Origin of the sequence: Anabaena sp. CCY 9402-a, from assembly GCF_963920945.1 — a bacterium.
Taxonomy (GTDB): Bacteria; Cyanobacteriota; Cyanobacteriia; order Cyanobacteriales; family Nostocaceae; genus Trichormus; species Trichormus minutissimus.
In genome coordinates this window covers 1-16,101 of record NZ_CAWUDL010000009.1, presented here as the reverse complement: position 1 = coordinate 16,101, position 16,101 = coordinate 1, and the positions used below count along the sequence as shown (strand labels likewise).

Annotated in this window: 15 protein-coding genes; 12 read left to right on the top strand and 3 right to left on the bottom strand. The window is 41.7% G+C overall.

The window, feature by feature from the left end:
* The first annotated feature begins 258 nt into the window (after positions 1-258).
* From ACM0OR_RS05055 to ACM0OR_RS05035, 5 genes are all read left to right on the top strand, one after another.
* The gene (locus ACM0OR_RS05055; protein ID WP_414575259.1) at positions 259-1,260 is read left to right on the top strand and encodes a mechanosensitive ion channel family protein; all 1,002 of its coding nucleotides are present in this window, start codon (positions 259-261) and stop codon (positions 1,258-1,260) included.
* Entirely contained in the window at positions 1,257-2,591 is a 1,335-nt protein-coding gene (locus tag ACM0OR_RS05050; RefSeq protein WP_414575258.1) for a DUF2254 domain-containing protein, read from the top strand. Before ACM0OR_RS05055 ends, ACM0OR_RS05050 begins: the two co-directional genes overlap by 4 nt.
* Positions 2,592-2,667: 76 nt before the next feature.
* Positions 2,668-3,564: an ABC transporter permease gene (locus ACM0OR_RS05045; protein WP_414575257.1), complete on the top strand. Its 897-nt coding sequence runs from the start codon at positions 2,668-2,670 to the stop codon at positions 3,562-3,564.
* A gap of 135 nt (positions 3,565-3,699) precedes the next feature.
* Complete coding sequence (locus ACM0OR_RS05040) at positions 3,700-3,903, top strand: hypothetical protein (protein ID WP_190695597.1); 204 nt, start codon at positions 3,700-3,702, stop codon at positions 3,901-3,903.
* An 87-nt stretch (positions 3,904-3,990) separates the two neighbouring features.
* Positions 3,991-4,887 carry an ROK family protein gene (locus tag ACM0OR_RS05035; protein WP_414575256.1) on the top strand — a complete coding sequence of 299 codons (897 nt, stop codon included), beginning with the start codon at positions 3,991-3,993 and terminating at the stop codon, positions 4,885-4,887.
* Between the two features lie 17 nt (positions 4,888-4,904).
* Here the strand turns inward: ACM0OR_RS05035 and ACM0OR_RS05030 are convergent, their stop codons facing one another.
* Together ACM0OR_RS05030 and ACM0OR_RS05025 are read right to left on the bottom strand one after the other, a co-directional pair.
* Entirely contained in the window at positions 4,905-5,327 is a 423-nt protein-coding gene (locus ACM0OR_RS05030) for a hypothetical protein (RefSeq protein WP_190695604.1), read from the bottom strand.
* A gap of 206 nt (positions 5,328-5,533) precedes the next feature.
* A complete protein-coding gene (locus ACM0OR_RS05025; protein WP_414575328.1) occupies positions 5,534-7,171 on the bottom strand; it encodes a CTP synthase in 1,638 nt (545 codons plus the stop codon).
* 215 nt (positions 7,172-7,386) lie between these two features.
* On the opposite strand from ACM0OR_RS05025, the gene ACM0OR_RS05020 reads away from it, so the two are divergent.
* From ACM0OR_RS05020 to ACM0OR_RS04990, 7 genes are all read left to right on the top strand, one after another.
* Positions 7,387-9,222: an N-acetylmuramoyl-L-alanine amidase gene (locus ACM0OR_RS05020; protein WP_414575255.1), complete on the top strand. Its 1,836-nt coding sequence runs from the start codon at positions 7,387-7,389 to the stop codon at positions 9,220-9,222.
* Between the two features lie 68 nt (positions 9,223-9,290).
* The gene (locus ACM0OR_RS05015) at positions 9,291-10,439 is read left to right on the top strand and encodes a HEAT repeat domain-containing protein (RefSeq protein WP_414575254.1); all 1,149 of its coding nucleotides are present in this window, start codon (positions 9,291-9,293) and stop codon (positions 10,437-10,439) included.
* A complete protein-coding gene (locus ACM0OR_RS05010) occupies positions 10,429-12,597 on the top strand; it encodes a pentapeptide repeat-containing protein (protein WP_414575253.1) in 2,169 nt (722 codons plus the stop codon). Before ACM0OR_RS05015 ends, ACM0OR_RS05010 begins: the two co-directional genes overlap by 11 nt.
* 27 nt (positions 12,598-12,624) lie before the next feature.
* Positions 12,625-12,810, top strand: a complete 186-nt coding sequence (locus ACM0OR_RS05005) for a hypothetical protein (RefSeq protein ID WP_414575252.1) — start codon at positions 12,625-12,627, stop codon at positions 12,808-12,810.
* A complete protein-coding gene (locus ACM0OR_RS05000; RefSeq protein ID WP_190696588.1) occupies positions 12,803-12,997 on the top strand; it encodes an RNA-binding S4 domain-containing protein in 195 nt (64 codons plus the stop codon). Before ACM0OR_RS05005 ends, ACM0OR_RS05000 begins: the two co-directional genes overlap by 8 nt.
* 151 nt (positions 12,998-13,148) lie before the next feature.
* Positions 13,149-14,360, top strand: a complete 1,212-nt coding sequence (locus ACM0OR_RS04995; protein WP_414575251.1) for an NAD(P)/FAD-dependent oxidoreductase — start codon at positions 13,149-13,151, stop codon at positions 14,358-14,360.
* A 52-nt stretch (positions 14,361-14,412) separates the two neighbouring features.
* Positions 14,413-15,069, top strand: coding sequence for an HAD-IA family hydrolase (locus ACM0OR_RS04990; RefSeq protein ID WP_414575250.1), 657 nt, complete (start codon positions 14,413-14,415; stop codon positions 15,067-15,069).
* Between the two features lie 114 nt (positions 15,070-15,183).
* On the opposite strand, the gene ACM0OR_RS04985 is transcribed toward ACM0OR_RS04990, so the two are convergent.
* Positions 15,184-16,029 carry an ATP-binding protein gene (locus tag ACM0OR_RS04985; protein ID WP_414575327.1) on the bottom strand — a complete coding sequence of 282 codons (846 nt, stop codon included), beginning with the start codon at positions 16,027-16,029 and terminating at the stop codon, positions 15,184-15,186.
* Positions 16,030-16,101: the final 72 nt, after the last annotated feature.

Sequence of the window (16,101 nt, the reverse complement as noted above, 5' to 3'; positions counted from 1 at the left end):
TTACATTTTTTTAAAGACAATATTCTAGGAATATTTTTCATGTATTAATATTTACTATGTAGGGTTCGTCAGTGCGATAGATTCTAACTACACCAAAAAAATACTTATCCTGACGCACCCTACTAACTTGGGATAATTGATTTTTTGGAGTTCCCTTACATTTACTTCTTGTGGAACACTGATTTACAAACCATAGACAGATTCTATCTTCTGTATTTTTCAGTATCATCAGCTACGATTGATGAGTGAGGAAACTGAATGAATGTTGAGATATCTGCACTTTTGGAGAAAGTGCAAAAAATGTTTAATGGCTTCATAGCCTTACTACCGAATATCATCCTGGCGTTAATTGTATTTGCAGTATTTATTTTTATAGGTAGGCAAATTAAGCGTCTAGTCAAACGCTTAACTCGTCATCGCCGTTATGCTCGTAATTTGGGTATGGTGTTAGGAAGATTGGCACAAGGTGCGACGGTTTTAGTGGGGTTATTTATCTCCTTATCTATTGTGATTCCCTCACTCAGAGCAGGGGATTTGGTGCAGTTGTTGGGAATTAGTGGGGTAGCAATCGGTTTTGCATTTCGGGATATTCTGCAAAATTTTTTAGCGGGTATTTTAATTTTATTGACAGAGCCTTTTCAAATTGATGATCAAATTGTTTTTAAAGGCTTTGAGGGGACAGTAGAAAATATTGAAACACGGGCTACCACTATTAGAACTTATGATGGTCGCCGGATTGTGATCCCAAATTCTGAGTTATTTACTAATTCTGTGACTGTGAATACTGCCTTTGAGCATCGGCGATTGGAATATGATATTGGTGTTGGCTATGGGGATGATTTAGAGCAGACTAAGCAGTTAATGCTGGAAGCAATACATAGTGTAGATGTAGTGTTAAAAGATCCAGCCCCGGATGTATTGGTGATGGAACTAGCGGAAAGTAGTGTGAATATTCGTGCTAGGTGGTGGATAAAACCGCCTTTTAGGTTAGATGCACTAGAGTCACGGGATAAAGTCATCTCTGCAATCAAGCAAAAACTGTATGTAGAACATGGCATAGATTTGCCCTATCCTACCAGACAAATTTTATTCCATGACCAAACCGAAGAAACAGACGGCGATCGCTCCCGTCAACGTGAAGGATGGCCGGCGGGTAAGAAAGAAGTTCCCAAACCTCGCAGTATTAGCGGTTCGCTGCGACGGTTGGCTGAGGCGGGTAACGGTAAGGTAGATACTCCCACAGCCAAGGAACAGTCATGAATAACGTGCGGTTGAGAAAGTTATGGGATGCACTCCATTCTAGCTACTGGTTTTTACCCAGCTTGATGGTTTTGATGGCGATCGCTTTATCATTTATTATGCTTACCCTTGATCGCTCCATCGGGTTTGGAGATTGGAGTTTAATTTATACAGGCGGCCCCGATGGTGCAAGAGAGGTACTTTCCGCCATCGCCGGTTCGATGGTAAGTGTAGCGGCTACAGCTTTCTCAATTACCATTGTTGCACTGCAACTAGCGGCTGCTAACTTTGGCCCCCGATTGCTACGCAATTTTATGCAGGACACAGGTAATCAAGTAGTATTAGGTACATTTATTGCTACCTTTATTTACTGCTTACTGGTACTGCGGACTATCTACGGTGAAGACTATAACCCGTTTATACCTCATTTGTCGGTGACATTTGGCATTGTGTTAGCTATCTTCAGTATTGGAGTGTTAATTTACTTCATCCATCACGCCTCAACAATCATTCAAGCTTCCCATGTGATTCATAGTGTGAGTGAGGATTTCAACAAAGCCGTTGATCGTTTATTCCCCGAAAAAATTGGCATAAGTCCACCACCAAACCCACAACACACAGAAATACTTCCTGAAGATTTCGAGTCCTTGGTTAGTCCCATTGGTGCTAAACACAGTGGTTATCTGCAATTTATCGATGACGAACAATTACTGAAGGTTGCCTGTAAGCATAATTTACTACTACGGTTGGAATTACGACCAGGAAAGTTTGTGATTGAAGATAGTATTCTCGTCTTGGCTTTCCCTGGTAAACGAGTCAATCAAAAACTTATTGATGAAATCAACAAAGCTTTTATCTTGGGTAGAGAACGCACCGAACAGCAAGATGTAGAGTTTCCGGTGAATCAGTTGGTAGAAATAGCAGTGCGTGCGCTGTCTCCGGGAATTAACGATCCTTTTACGGCTATCCGGTGCGTTGATAGATTGTGTGCGGGGATGTGCTATTTAGTCCAAAGAAAATGTCCTTCACCCTATCGTTACGATCGCGATCGCCAATTACGCATCATCGCTGAACCCGTCACCTTTGCTGGAGTGATGGATAGTGCTTTCAACCCTATTCGCCAGTATGCCCGTACTGATGCAGCCGTGACAATTCATCTTTTAGAAGCGATCGCCCACATTGCCCAGTATACCCACAATCCCGAATACCTAGCTGTCCTGCGTCGTCATGCTGACATGATTGAACGGGGAGGAAAAGAAGGATTACCAGAACCACAAGACCGCCAAGACTTGCAAGAAAAATATCTCAGCGTCATTCAAGCTGTAGAGCAAAATCATTGGATTTCAACCTAACTACGAATTACGAATTGTTAACAATTCCCTATCTGGTATGTAAAATGGTCAGCATATTTTGCTTCTTGTGTTGCCCATGACCATTACTAAACGTCATCTGCCAAAGTTGATCAGTTTTGCTAAAAATCCTAGTCTTTCCCAAAAATTAATGCTCATTGGGTTAGCTATTACCTTGTTCTTCATTTTCCTGGCTTTCTTTGCGCCTGTACTGCAATCTTGGGGATGGCTACAAAATCCGAAAGAATTTCTCTCGAACCCTATACAAGAAGCACCATCTGCTAAACATTGGTTTGGTACTAGCCGTTTAGGACATGATGTGTTCTCTCGGACGATATTTGGCGCACAAGCTGCTCTGCAAGTGGTGATTCTAGCTACTGCGCTGAGTATGATAATTGGTGTACCTCTGGGAATGTTGAGTGGCTACCTTGGTGGTCGGTTAGATAAGGTGTTGCTGTTTATGATGGATAGTATCTACACCTTGCCAGGGCTGCTGCTTTCCGTGACACTAGCGTTTGTGGTGGGACGAGGGATATTAAATGCTGCGATCGCTATTAGTATTGCATATGTACCTCAATATTACCGTGTCGTCCGCAATCATACGGTTAGCGTCAAAACAGAAGTGTTCATTGAAGCGGCTCAAGCAATGGGTGCTTCTACTTGGGTAGTGCTTTCTAGGTATCTATTCTTAAACGTTATTCAAAGCGTACCTGTACTCTTCACCCTGAACTCCGCCGATGCAATTTTGGTATTAGGTGGTTTAGGCTTTTTAGGGCTAGGCTTACCGGAAGAAGTTCCAGAATGGGGATACGATTTAAAACAAGCTCTAGAAGCCTTACCTACAGGTGTTTGGTGGACTACCCTGTTCCCTGGTTTGGCGATGACTTTTATGGTGGTAGGGTTATCACTACTTGGTGAGGGGTTAAATGAATTTGTCAATCCCCGATTACGGGGAGAAAATGGAAACCGGAAATAGTCAACCCCTTATAGGGAATTCAAAATCCTGCCCTCGAACGAAGTGAAGGGTCAAAATTCAAAATTAAGAGTTCTTGTTTTGAATTTTAGCGTTTTGAATGGGATACATAACTTTATTAATGATTGAGAGATTAGAGTGAAAGATAACATTTCTTTAATTGCGGCGGCGGCTGGTGGATTTATGCTTTCGGTGGCTTTGGCTGGCATTTTACGCGGTGCGCCAGTTACAGCTTGGCAAGAACACTCAAATGTTCGTTCTAATATTGTCACTGATTTAAGAATCACACCTAAAAAGACCGATAACTTAGAATTTTTTGGTCGAGAAACACAAAAAAGCTAATATGCTTTTGTAAATTACCCCAAGTCGGGGAATTTCTGATCAGCTTAGTCAAAGCTAGCTGAGAATTTGCGGTGTGAGGATGGAAAAGTGGGGAATTCTCAAGTAATTGGGATTGACTTGGGGGGAACAGCGATTAAATTAGGGCGATTTAGTCAAGATGGTAGTTGTCTGCAATCTTTGACTGTCGCCACTCCGCAACCTGCAACACCGGAGGCTGTGTTTGTTGTTATGGTGGATGCGATCGCACAAATTGACCCGGATAATCAAACTATAGCTATTGGTGTGGGTACTCCTGGCCCGGCTGATGCTACAGGACGCATTGCTCAAATTGCGATTAATTTACCAGGGTGGCAAAATATACCTCTGGCCGATTGGTTAGAAGCTAAAATTGGCAAGCCGACTATTATCGAGAATGATGCTAATTGTGCAGGTGTCGCTGAGGCTTGGTTAGGTGCTGGCCGCCAATTTGACAATTTTATTCTGTTAACCTTGGGGACTGGTGTTGGTGGTGCAATTATTCTCAATGGCAATTTGTTTGTGGGACATCAAGGTGCGGCTGGAGAATTGGGGTTAATCACACTTCAAACAGATGGGCCAATGTGTAAGAGTGGAAATCAAGGCTCTTTAGAACAATACACCTCAGTCAAAGCTATTCGTCGCCTGACTGGGAAAGAACCTGCGGAATTAGGAATGCTGGCGCAATCAGGAGATGTCAAAGCTTTAGCATTTTGGGACGAATATGGCAGGTATTTAGGTATTGGTTTAACTAGTTTAATTTATGTTTTAACACCAAAAGCGATTATTCTTGGTGGTGGTGTTAGTGCTAGCTTTGAGTTTTTTTTACCATCTCTCAAAGCAGAAATTGCACAGCGCGTCATGCCAACATCTCGCGCTGGGTTACAAATTCTTCCAGCACAATTAGGTAACTCAGCAGGTATGGTAGGTGCTGCTAAATTAGCATGGAAATTAATTTGTAATTTGTAATTACTAATGATTAATGACTAAGAAAAAGAATAGCCTGTAGTCTTCTGCACGTATTGCAATACTTTATTATATGACTCTGGGTTGCTTGCAGGATTAATAACGATGGGGATAGTACCATCAGGCAACCAAAAAGTTATCCTGCCGTTGGTTTCTTGACAAAAGGAACTAATACAATTGAGGTTAATTACATATTCGTTTCTTTCATAAAAAATTTTTACCCAATAGGCATTTTCTACTTCCAACCCCGTTACTTTGTCTAGATAATCTAGAATTTTTTGATAATCTGCTAGATTATTTTGGGGGATAATCACAATGGGAATAGCACTATCAGGCAACCAAAAGGTAACTCTGCCGTTTTTTTCATAACAAAAGGCATTAACACGGTCAAAATTGATCACATATTGTTTCCTCTCATAAATAATTTTTACCCAGTACGTCACAACCTCTCCTCAAGTCCCAAGTTTATGAATGATGCTTACCCTGTATTTTATGAAGTCTACTAATACTAATTGGAAAAACAATCTCAAATCCAAAATGGTAGACTTCCTAAGTTAATGTTGTTGTGTGTAAATTCAAAATGCCAATAATAGATTTTGAATTTTGGATGGTAGATGCCCTTTAGCTACTGTAGGGTATTGAGAATTGTTTAAGATACCTCTACAGGTGTTTGAAAACTAGCAGTGGGATGATTGCGAGCGATCGCAGCCTGCATGAAGCCTTTAAATAAAGGATGGGGGTTGCTAGGGCGGGATTGGAACTCTGGATGGAATTGACACGCGATAAAAAATGGATGTTGCGGCAATTCTACAATCTCTACTAAGCGTCCGTCAGGGGAAGTTCCACTGATTACATAGCCAGAATCTAATAATAACTGGCGATATGTGTTATTAAACTCATAGCGATGGCGATGCCGTTCATCAATGACTTCTGCTTGATATAGCTGGGATGCCAGAGTATTGGGGAGAATATGGCAAGGATATACACCTAAGCGCATTGTTCCGCCTAAATCTACGACATCTTGTTGGTCTGGTAACAGGTTAATAACTGGGTAATTAGTAGATGGATCAAATTCTGCACTGTTAGCAGCTGTTAAATCGCCAACATTTCTAGCCCATTCAATGACAGCACATTGCATTCCCAAGCATAAACCGAGGAAGGGGATTTGGCGATCGCGGGCGTATTTAATAGCGGCAATTTTACCATCTACCCCACGCGTGCCAAAACCTCCCGGTACAAGTACACCATCTACCCCTGCAAGGTATTTTTCTGCTGATTCGATTTCCAAATCTTCTGAGTTCACCCAGCGCAGGCGCAAATCTCCGTGTGTGGCAAAGGAAGCATGACGTAGTGCTTCAACGACAGATAAATAGGCATCACTCAGCCGGACATATTTACCAACAATGGCGATTTCTACGGTGTGTTTGGGACTGTATAATCTTTCTACCATCGTTTGCCATTTTTCTAGATTTGGCTGGCGTTGTTCCATCTGCAACAAGTCTAGAGCTTGTTCTGCCAGTCCTTCCCGTTCTAGAATTAGTGGGACTTCATAGATACTGCTAGCGTCTTGGGCGGTGATGACACACCCTACAGGCACATCACAGAACTCCGACATTTTTTGCTTTAATCCCATTGGGACGGGGCGATCGCTCCGGCATACTAAAATATCAGGTTGAATGCCGATGGATCTCAGTTCCTTGACTGAATGTTGCGTCGGCTTGGTTTTCATTTCTCCCGCCGAAGCAATATAAGGTACTAGGGTAACGTGCATATACAGCACATTTTGCCGTCCTACCTCTTTGCGTAGCTGACGAATAGCTTCCAAAAACGGTAGTGATTCAATATCGCCTACAGTACCGCCAATTTCCGTAATCACTACAGATGGGTTAGTAGCTTGAGCAACTAATAAAATCCGTTTTTTAATTTCATTAGTAATATGGGGAATCACCTGTACAGTGCCGCCATTGTAGTCACCACGACGTTCACTCGTAATTACAGCCTGATAAATTGAACCAGTCGTAACGCTGTTGAGCCGCGACATCAAGGTATCAGTAAAGCGTTCGTAATGTCCCAAGTCTAAATCGGTTTCTGCACCGTCTTGGGTAACAAACACTTCCCCATGCTGAAAAGGACTCATTGTGCCTGGATCAACATTAATATATGGGTCGAGTTTCAAAATCGACACTGAATAATCGCGTGATTTGAGTAAACGGCCCAGACTTGCTGCTACAATGCCTTTGCCAATACTGGAAACCACACCCCCAGTTACAAAGATAAACTTAGTCATAGTAGTTTGAGTTGCCATCGACTGCTAAAAATACCTTCCGAAAAAACATCCCGACATTGTGCCACAGTCATATCAATTCGCAATTCGCAATGGACTAGCGTCCTGCTACGCTAACGCAATTCAGAAACCCAGATTTGACAAGGCTTTCTGAATTTGAATCTGTTGCAGAATTTTTGTGAATTGGTATGACATAGTGAATTATCTGTGATCCTGCTGTGAAAAAATTCCTACTCCCAGTAATCTTAAGCTGCTTTATCTCCTCCTCTGTAGCATTGGCAGAACCTAATCCATCTCTGAAAGTTGTTTATCCCCCAACCAACCACCAGACTAGTGCAGAAAAAATCTTTTTTATTGGCACAGCACCACCTAATGGACAAGTTCTCATTAATGGTACGCCAATTACCCGCAGTCAGTCTGGCCATTTTGCGCCAAGTTTCCCGTTAAAGTTGGGAGAGAATATTTTTGAGATACGTCACCAAGATCAAGTGCTTCAGATTAAGGTGAACAGAATCAGCACCCAGCCTGAGATACCCCAAGGGTTAGCCTTTGCTCAAGGTTCTCTAACTCCAGTCGCCGACATTGCCAGACTACCGGGAGAACTAATTTGTTTTAGCGCAGTCGCACCCCCTAACGCCAGTGTCTCTGTGAAATTGGCAAGTCAGACTGTGGCACTTTTGCCTCAACCACAACAGGCACAACTACCCAGCAATTTGGCAGCCTTGACGGGGCAGAATCAACCCACTACCCAGTCTAGCGTGGGAAAATATGAGGGTTGTACTACATTTCCAGCACCTGCTTCTGATTCCTTTACCCAAATTGTCGGCAATAACATCATCTCTGGTACTGTTGTCCCAGATTCACGTCAAAATATCGATCTGGGTCAACCGGAATTTCAACTCAGGCTGAATGGTAAGACGATAACTCAACCAGGAACTGGCAAAATTACCATCCTCTCACCGGCGCAGTTACCAGTGGCAGAGGTGACAGTAGAGGCTGGTGTGGCTCGTACTGGTGCTAGTACCGATCATTCTCGACTTACTCCACTACCCCAGGGAACACGGGCAACTGTCACAGGAAAAGAAGGTGAATGGTTGCGTTTAGACTATGGTGCTTGGATTAATAGTAAGGAAACCCGCATTTTACCAGGAGCTATTCCGCCACGCTCAATTATTCGCAGTGTCGGATATCGAAGACTTCCCGGTGCAACAGAGATGGTTTTCCCCCTACAAACTCGTGTACCTGTGAGTGTGCAACAAGGCAATAACTCTTTTACATTGACACTCTACAACACCACTGCCCAAACTGATATCATTCGCCTGGATGATGACCCCCTGATTTCTCGCCTAGATTGGCAGCAGGTAGCCCCCGGACAGGTTCAATACACCTTCAACCTCAAAAAAAATCAACAGTGGGGATATAAGCTGAGATATAACGGTACAACCCTGGTTTTGGTTTTACGTCATCCGCCTGTTATCAAGCAAAATAGGCAAAAACCCCTATCTGGTATCAAGATTCTACTAGATCCAGGGCATGGTGGTAAAGAATCTGGTGCAGTTGGGCCGACTGGATATTTAGAAAAAGATGTAAATTTGGTTGTATCTAAGCTGTTGCGGGATGAATTAGTTAAAAAGGGTGCAACAGTTGTGATGACGAGGGAAACAGATCAAGAAGTATCTCTGCCAGAGCGTCAAGCAATTATCAATCGAGAAGAACCGGCGATCGCACTTTCGATTCATTACAACGCTCTACCCGATGCTGGTGATGCGGAAAATACTAAAGGTGTGGGTATGTTTTGGTATCATACCCAAGCTCATAGTATTGCTATTTTTATGCAAAACTATCTAGTAGAGAAACTCGGTAGACCTTCCTACGGTGTATTTTGGAATAACTTAGCCTTGACACGCCCCGCCGCCGCGCCGTCAGTATTATTAGAGTTGGGTTTTATGAGCAATCCCAATGAGTTTGAGTGGGTGACAAATCCCCAAGAACAGAAAAAGTTAGCCAAAACTTTAGCAGAGGGAATAACTGAATGGTTTAGAAGCGTTAAGTAGCATATTTGCTCAACGTGCAACGTAAATAAAAATGTTGATGGTTGACGGTTGACTGTCGGGAGTTGATTATGCTGAAAAATGCCAGAAAATATCCAACTGCTATCTTGACGACTCTAGCTTTCATTGGGATTGTAATCAGTACAAATACTCAAGCGATCGCGCAAACTCCATTAAATCAGCTTTCATGCAGTGAGGTAGAAATTCAAAAGCATATCCAGCAATTAAATCAGGCTGAACCTGCTAATTTTAATGCCGTGGTAGCCTGTAAGTCTAAAGCCGTTCCATCTCTCATCAAAAGTCTAAATACCTTAGATGAAAACTTCCGCATCACTATGATTGCTGCACTGGGTGAAATTGGTGCGGAAGCATTACCAGCAGTACCTTTGTTGAATAATTTATTAGATAACAAAAGCAAAGATGTCCGGGTAGTCGCTGCTAATGCGCTCAAAAAAATTGGTAAAGATCCTGTTCCCGCTTTAATTCGCGCTTTAGGAAATACATATCCTACTGTACGCGAAAAGGCTGCTGATGCTTTAGGAAGACTTGGTATAGAGGCAAAAGAAGCTGTTCCGGCTCTGATTAATGCACTCCAAGATTCAGATAGTAGTGTTCGCGCTCATGCTGCTGATGCACTGGGAGAAATTGGCACACAAGCAAAAGATGTTGTTCCGGCTTTGATTAATGCACTGAAAGACCCAGATAATGATGTGCGCATTTATGCGGCTTATGCTCTAGGCGAATTTGGTATGGAAGCAGAAGCAAAAAAAGCTGTTCCGGTGCTGATTAACGCACTCCAAGATCCAAATCGTGACTTTGTCGCTCATGTAGCCTATGCGTTGAGCAGAATTGAAGATCATGTTCTCTCTTTAATTCTGGCTCTACAAAATCCTGACCCTCAAGTACGCGCTCAAGCGGCTGATACTTTAGGGAAGCTTAACCGTTATGCAGAATATGCGTATCCGGCGGATCTGTTTGAAGATGTTTATCTGGCTCTGAATAACGCAAGCAAAGATCCAGATAGTTATGTTCGCGATCGCGCAGTTTATGCGATTATTAGCCTGGAGGAAAGAGAAGCCACAAGTGTATTTTTAGTAAAAAAAGCAACATCTACTCATGTCAGCAACAACCCACCGATTATGTGTAAAATCCCAGTAATCAGGTCTGTACTGAGATGGAAATGCCCCTCAGTAGTACGGTTGAATAGTAATGGCAAATGAGTTTACCAATGCTAATTTAAGGGGCAAAGACTTCCGGGGAAAAAACCTCACGGGAGTTGATTTCAGTCATGCTGATATCCGTGGCGCAAATTTTAGTAATGCTATTCTCGTTTGTGTAAATTTCACCTCTGCTAAGGCTGGATTGCCAATTTTCCGGGTAATTGTTTCTGCTTTATTGTCACTAATTGTATCATTATTTGCCGGATTAATTGCCGCTTATGGTGGTGCAATTATTGGGGATTTGTTAAGTGGTAATGCTAACATATCCCCTGGTTTTGGAGTAATAGCAATATTTACTGTAACGATTTTTTTAATTATTATTCTCTGGCAAGGTTTAGGGTTAATACTAGCAACATTAGCGGAAGTAGTAGCTGCTTGCGCGATTATTTTATTAGCATTGTTTCCCGAAAATGAGATAGGAACTTCTTCGGCAGTCGGAGCAATATTAGTGATACTGGCTATAGCTGGCTCAATTGTTGGTGTGATGAATATGGCTTTAGCTGTAGCTGTCGCCAGAGCTATGGTTTTACCGGGAATTGTGAATTTAACGGGATTAATCGCTGTAATTGGTGCTTTTGTTGGTGCGTTATTGGGAGTGCGATCGCAAGTTTCAGCATACATCATGGCTGGCATAGTTGGTTTAGTAGCGATCGCCTTTGGGTTTTATGTAGGAAGACAAGCTATAACTGGAAATCCAAAATACTTGCTGATTCGCTCCTTGGCAATTAGTATTGTTTCCCAAGGTGGAACTAGCTTTCGCGGTGCTAATTTAACAGATGCTAATTTTACCCAAGCTAACCTCAAAAGTGTAGACTTGCGCCAAGCTATACTTACCCGCACCTGCTGGTTTCAATCACAAAATTTAGCTCAAGCTCGTTTAGAAGATACATACTTAGAAAATTCCCAATTACAGCAGTTAGTCATTACCAAAGAAGGTAGAGAACAAAACTTTGATCGCTTAAATCTCCGAGAATTAAATCTGGAAAATGCTAATTTGCAAGATGCTAGTTTTATTGGTACAGATTTGAGTGAAGCCAATTTACAAAATGCTAATTTAGTAGGGGCAAAACTTGCCCAAGCACAGCTATATCAAACTATTTTAAATCAAGCTTGTTTAACAGGAGCTTATATTCAAAACTGGGGAATTTCCACTGATACTAAACTTGAAGATATCAAATGTGATTACATATATATGCAGCTACCAACCAAGGATGATCCCGATCCTTGCCGCAAACCAGATAATCGGCGGGAAACTTTTCAAGCAGGTGACTTTGCAGAATTTATCGCCCCGATTATCAAAACGCTTGATCTCTACCAGACGCAAAATATTGATCCGCGTCAAGTAGCTAATAAGTTCAAAACTCTTGATTTATTTCATTATGAAGGAATTGATCCAACTGCTGCGGCGATCGCTGTTACACAACTAGCAGAGAATCACCCAGAAGCTGAATTAGAAATCGTTGCTTTAGAAGGTAGAGGAAAAGACAAAATTCGCCTGCAAGCTATAGTAAATAATGATGCGAATCGCTCAGAACTTTATCAAGAATATTTTCAAAAATATGCTGAAATTCAATCTTTGCCTTATAGTGATTTACAAACTCTACTTTTAGGAATTAAGGAAAAAGAAGAACGGATTCAAAGCTTAGAAAGACTTCTAGAGAATGCCATACATCAGCCTAAGTTTTATGTAGAAACATATCAAAATCAAGGAGAGTTTTTTATGTCACAAAGTAAAGGAAATATCAATATCAGTGGCTCTCAAGGGAACATCAGTGGAATTTCTGCCGTGGGTGAAAATTCTGCAATGACAGGTGTTGCTATTGGCGCAATTAGTGGCAGTGTGACAAATACTATTAATCAGTTACCCGCATCTCCTGAACCAGATAAACCAGGGATAAAGGAACTCCTAACTGAATTACAAATTGCTATTGAAGCTGATAAAAACCTAGGTGATGAAGACAAAGAAGAAGCTTTAGAACAGTTAAAAGTAATTGCAGAAGCAGGTCAAAAACCGGAAGATGGAGCAATGCAGAAAATAGCAAAAACGGCTCTTAAATTCTTGAAAGGTACAATTGCTGACTTACCTACAACCGAGAAGTTAGTTGAAGCCTGCGGTAAATTGTTGCCTTTGATTACTAAATTCTTTGGCTTACCATGATTGAGCAGAGGAAATGCAATTCATATCATGGTTTTGCTTAGAATTGTGAGCTTAACTGGATTGATTGCTGTATTTAGTGGTGTTCTGGGTGCATTATTTAGGAGTGCGATCGCAAGTTTCAGCATACCTCATGGCTGGGATGCTTGGTTTAGTCGCGATCGCTTCGGTAAAATTTATAGTGAGTTACTATTTTTTAACTTTCAACATGATTAAACTCGACCAGTTTCTTAAATTTGTGGGTATAGCCTCAACAGGAGGTCAAGCCAAACTCATGATCAATGATGGTGATGTCAAAGTCAATGGCATGATTGAAACCCGGCGAGGTCGGAAATTAGTATCAGCAGACCAAGTAACAGTAGCCGGAAAAACTTTTAAGGTTGAGGAGATAATTCAAGAATAGCGTTGGCGTGAGGTAGCGTCTTTTATTTTTACAGAAAATTAGGCGATCGCTACCATTCAATTTAGAGATTTCTGCTTGATGGTCACAGACTGCGATAAATCATTACACTGAGAGTTAGTTGCCTTGCTGGGATAGATATCCCGTAGAAACCATGACTGAACAGACTATGAGAATTGTGATCCTTGGGGGAGGCTTTGGTGGTCTCTACACAGCTTTGCGTTTAAGTCAATTACCTTGGGAATCTGAGCAAAAACCCGAAATTGTCCTAGTTGATCAAAGCCATCGCTTCCTATTTTCCCCTTTATTGTACGAATTACTCACCGGGGAACTGCAAACTTGGGAAATTGCCCCTCCTTTTGCAGAACTTTTACAATGCACAGGTGTACGTTTTTATCAAGCAGTCGCCTCTGGAATTGATCTTGACCAGAAACAGGTCAACTTACAAGATGGCCCAGCTATTCCCTATGATCGCTTAGTATTAGCCCTAGGTGGAGAAACTCCCCTAGATTTAGTTCCTGGTGCGACATCCTACGCTTTCCCTTTCCGCACTATCAATGATGCTTATCGCCTCGAAGAACGGCTGCGAATTTTGGAAGAATCCAATGCAGAGAAAATTAGAGTAGCTATTGTTGGCGGTGGCTACAGTGGGGTGGAATTAGCTTGTAAATTGGCAGATAGGCTAGGCGACAGAGGACGTTTTCGCTTAATTGAAATTAGCGACCAAATTTTAAGGACTTCCCCAGAATTTAACCGCGAAGCCGCTAAAAAAGCTTTAGAGGCGCGGGGTGTATTTCTCGATTTAGAAACCAAAATTGAATCAATTACCCAAGATACCATCTCCCTAGAGTATAAAAGTCAAGTAGATACAATCCCTGTAGATGTGGTCATTTGGACTGTGGGGACACGGGTTGCACCTGTAGTCAAAGCCCTGCCTTTAAAACAAAACCAGCGCGGTCAAATCACGACTAACACCACATTACAAGTCCTTGACCATCCAGAAATTTTTGCTTTGGGAGACTTAGCCGACTGTCTTGATGTGAATGGTCAACAAATTCCCGCTACAGCCCAAGCCGCTTTTCAACAAGCCGATTATACAGCCTGGAACATCTGGGCTTCTTTAACAAATCGCCCCTTGCTACCTTTTTGCTATCAACAGTTAGGGGAAATGATGGCACTAGGTAAAGATAACGCCACTTTAACAGGATTAGGAATTAAGTTAGACGGTTCTTTAGCCTATATTGCCCGTCGTCTAGCTTACTTGTATAGAATGCCAACTTTTGATCATCAATTAAAAGTTGGTTTTAATTGGTTAGTCCGTCCTATTATAGAAACACTTTCTTCAGTGGCAGATGATAAATCTTAACCACTATAATTTCCACTAGCCAAATTAAAATTCATCATTGTCAGCAAGTTTAATGGAAAGACCCAAAGTTATTTTTTTAGATGCAGTGGGTACACTCTTTGGTGTCAAAGGCAGCGTCGGTAAAGTTTATAGTCAGTTAGCCCTAGAGTTTGGTGTGGAAGCTTCCACAGAGATTTTAGATCAAGCATTTAAGGACAGCTTTAAAGCTGCACCACCACCAATATTTCCTGATGCTGAATTAGAAGATATTCCCCAACGAGAATTTGAGTGGTGGCGAACTATTGCTTTAAACACTTTTGAAAGTGCAGGTATCATCAATCAATTTGCTGACTTCTCTAACTTTTTTGGAGAACTTTACATTCACTTTGGTACAGCCGAACCGTGGTTTATTTATCCTGATGTTTTGCAATCTCTGAGCAACTGGAAACATTTAGGGATTGAATTAGGTGTGTTGTCTAACTTTGATTCCCGGATTTACTCAGTCTTGCAAGCTTTAGAATTGAGTCATTTTTTCAAGTCTGTGACCATTTCGACTCAAGTAGGTGCAGCCAAACCCAACCCCAAAATTTTTGCGGCTGCTTTAGAAAAGCATGACTGTTCCCCTGGGTCAGCATGGCATATTGGTGACAGTATTGTAGAAGACTATCAAGGATCAAAAACGGCTGGACTCAGAGGGATTTGGATTAATCGGGAAAAGAGTAATGAGTAATGAGTAGTGAGTAATGAGTAATGAGTAGTGAGTAGTGAGTAATGAGTGGGCATTGTATTTTTCTCCCCCTGCTTCCCCTGCTTCCCCTACTTTCTTTTCCCCAGTCCCCAGTTCTCATACTTTTGGCAGAAAGACTGTAAATACTGCCCCCTTGGGTTGGTTATTTTTAACGGTGATTTTGCCACCGTGGGCTTCCACTGCCATTTTACAAAATGCTAATCCTAAACCCAGTTGTGTAACTTCTGGCATTAGTGTTCCCACTTCGTATTTTTCAAAAATGACCTGTTTGAGATTTTCAGTAACTCCTGAACCGGAATCAGCAATCTCAACTATCACGCCCCCTGTATCTAAATCATCAGTTCGCAGGATCACTTGACTGTTTTTTGGTGAGAACTTGATGGCATTGGATAAAAGGTTATCTATAACTCTACGAAATATCAAAGCATCTAAATTGACAATCAGATGAGATTGGGTTAATTCACTGAGGATTCGGAGATTTTTTTGATCTGCGATCGCTTCAAAATTAGTTAATGCTGATAAACATAGTTGATTTAAGTCTATTTCTAGAAAATTTAGCATCATTTTGCCAGATTCTAACTTGGCCATCAGCAATAGGTCATCAATCAAAGATTGCAGATGTTGCACAGAAGAAATAATCTGATTAATTTTGTTTGGCTGCTTGTGAATCGGAAAATCAGGTAACAGTAAGATTTCGGTGGCTAGTAAAATAGAGGTCAGGGGATTACGCATATCATGCAAGACCATCTTTACCATGTCTTCCCTGAGCTGTAGTAATGTTTGCAACTTGTCATGCTGGTGCTTAATCCGCAGCATCGAGTTAACCCTAGCACGTAACTCCGAACCATTCACGGGTTTACTGATAAAGTCATCCGCACCTGCTGCCATACATCTTACTAAGTCTTCTTTTGCCGTCAAGGCTGTAACCATAATGATCGGAATATGCTGCCATTGAGAATTAGGGAAAACGCATCTTATTTACTAATAAAAATTAAGAGAGATTTCAAAATGACA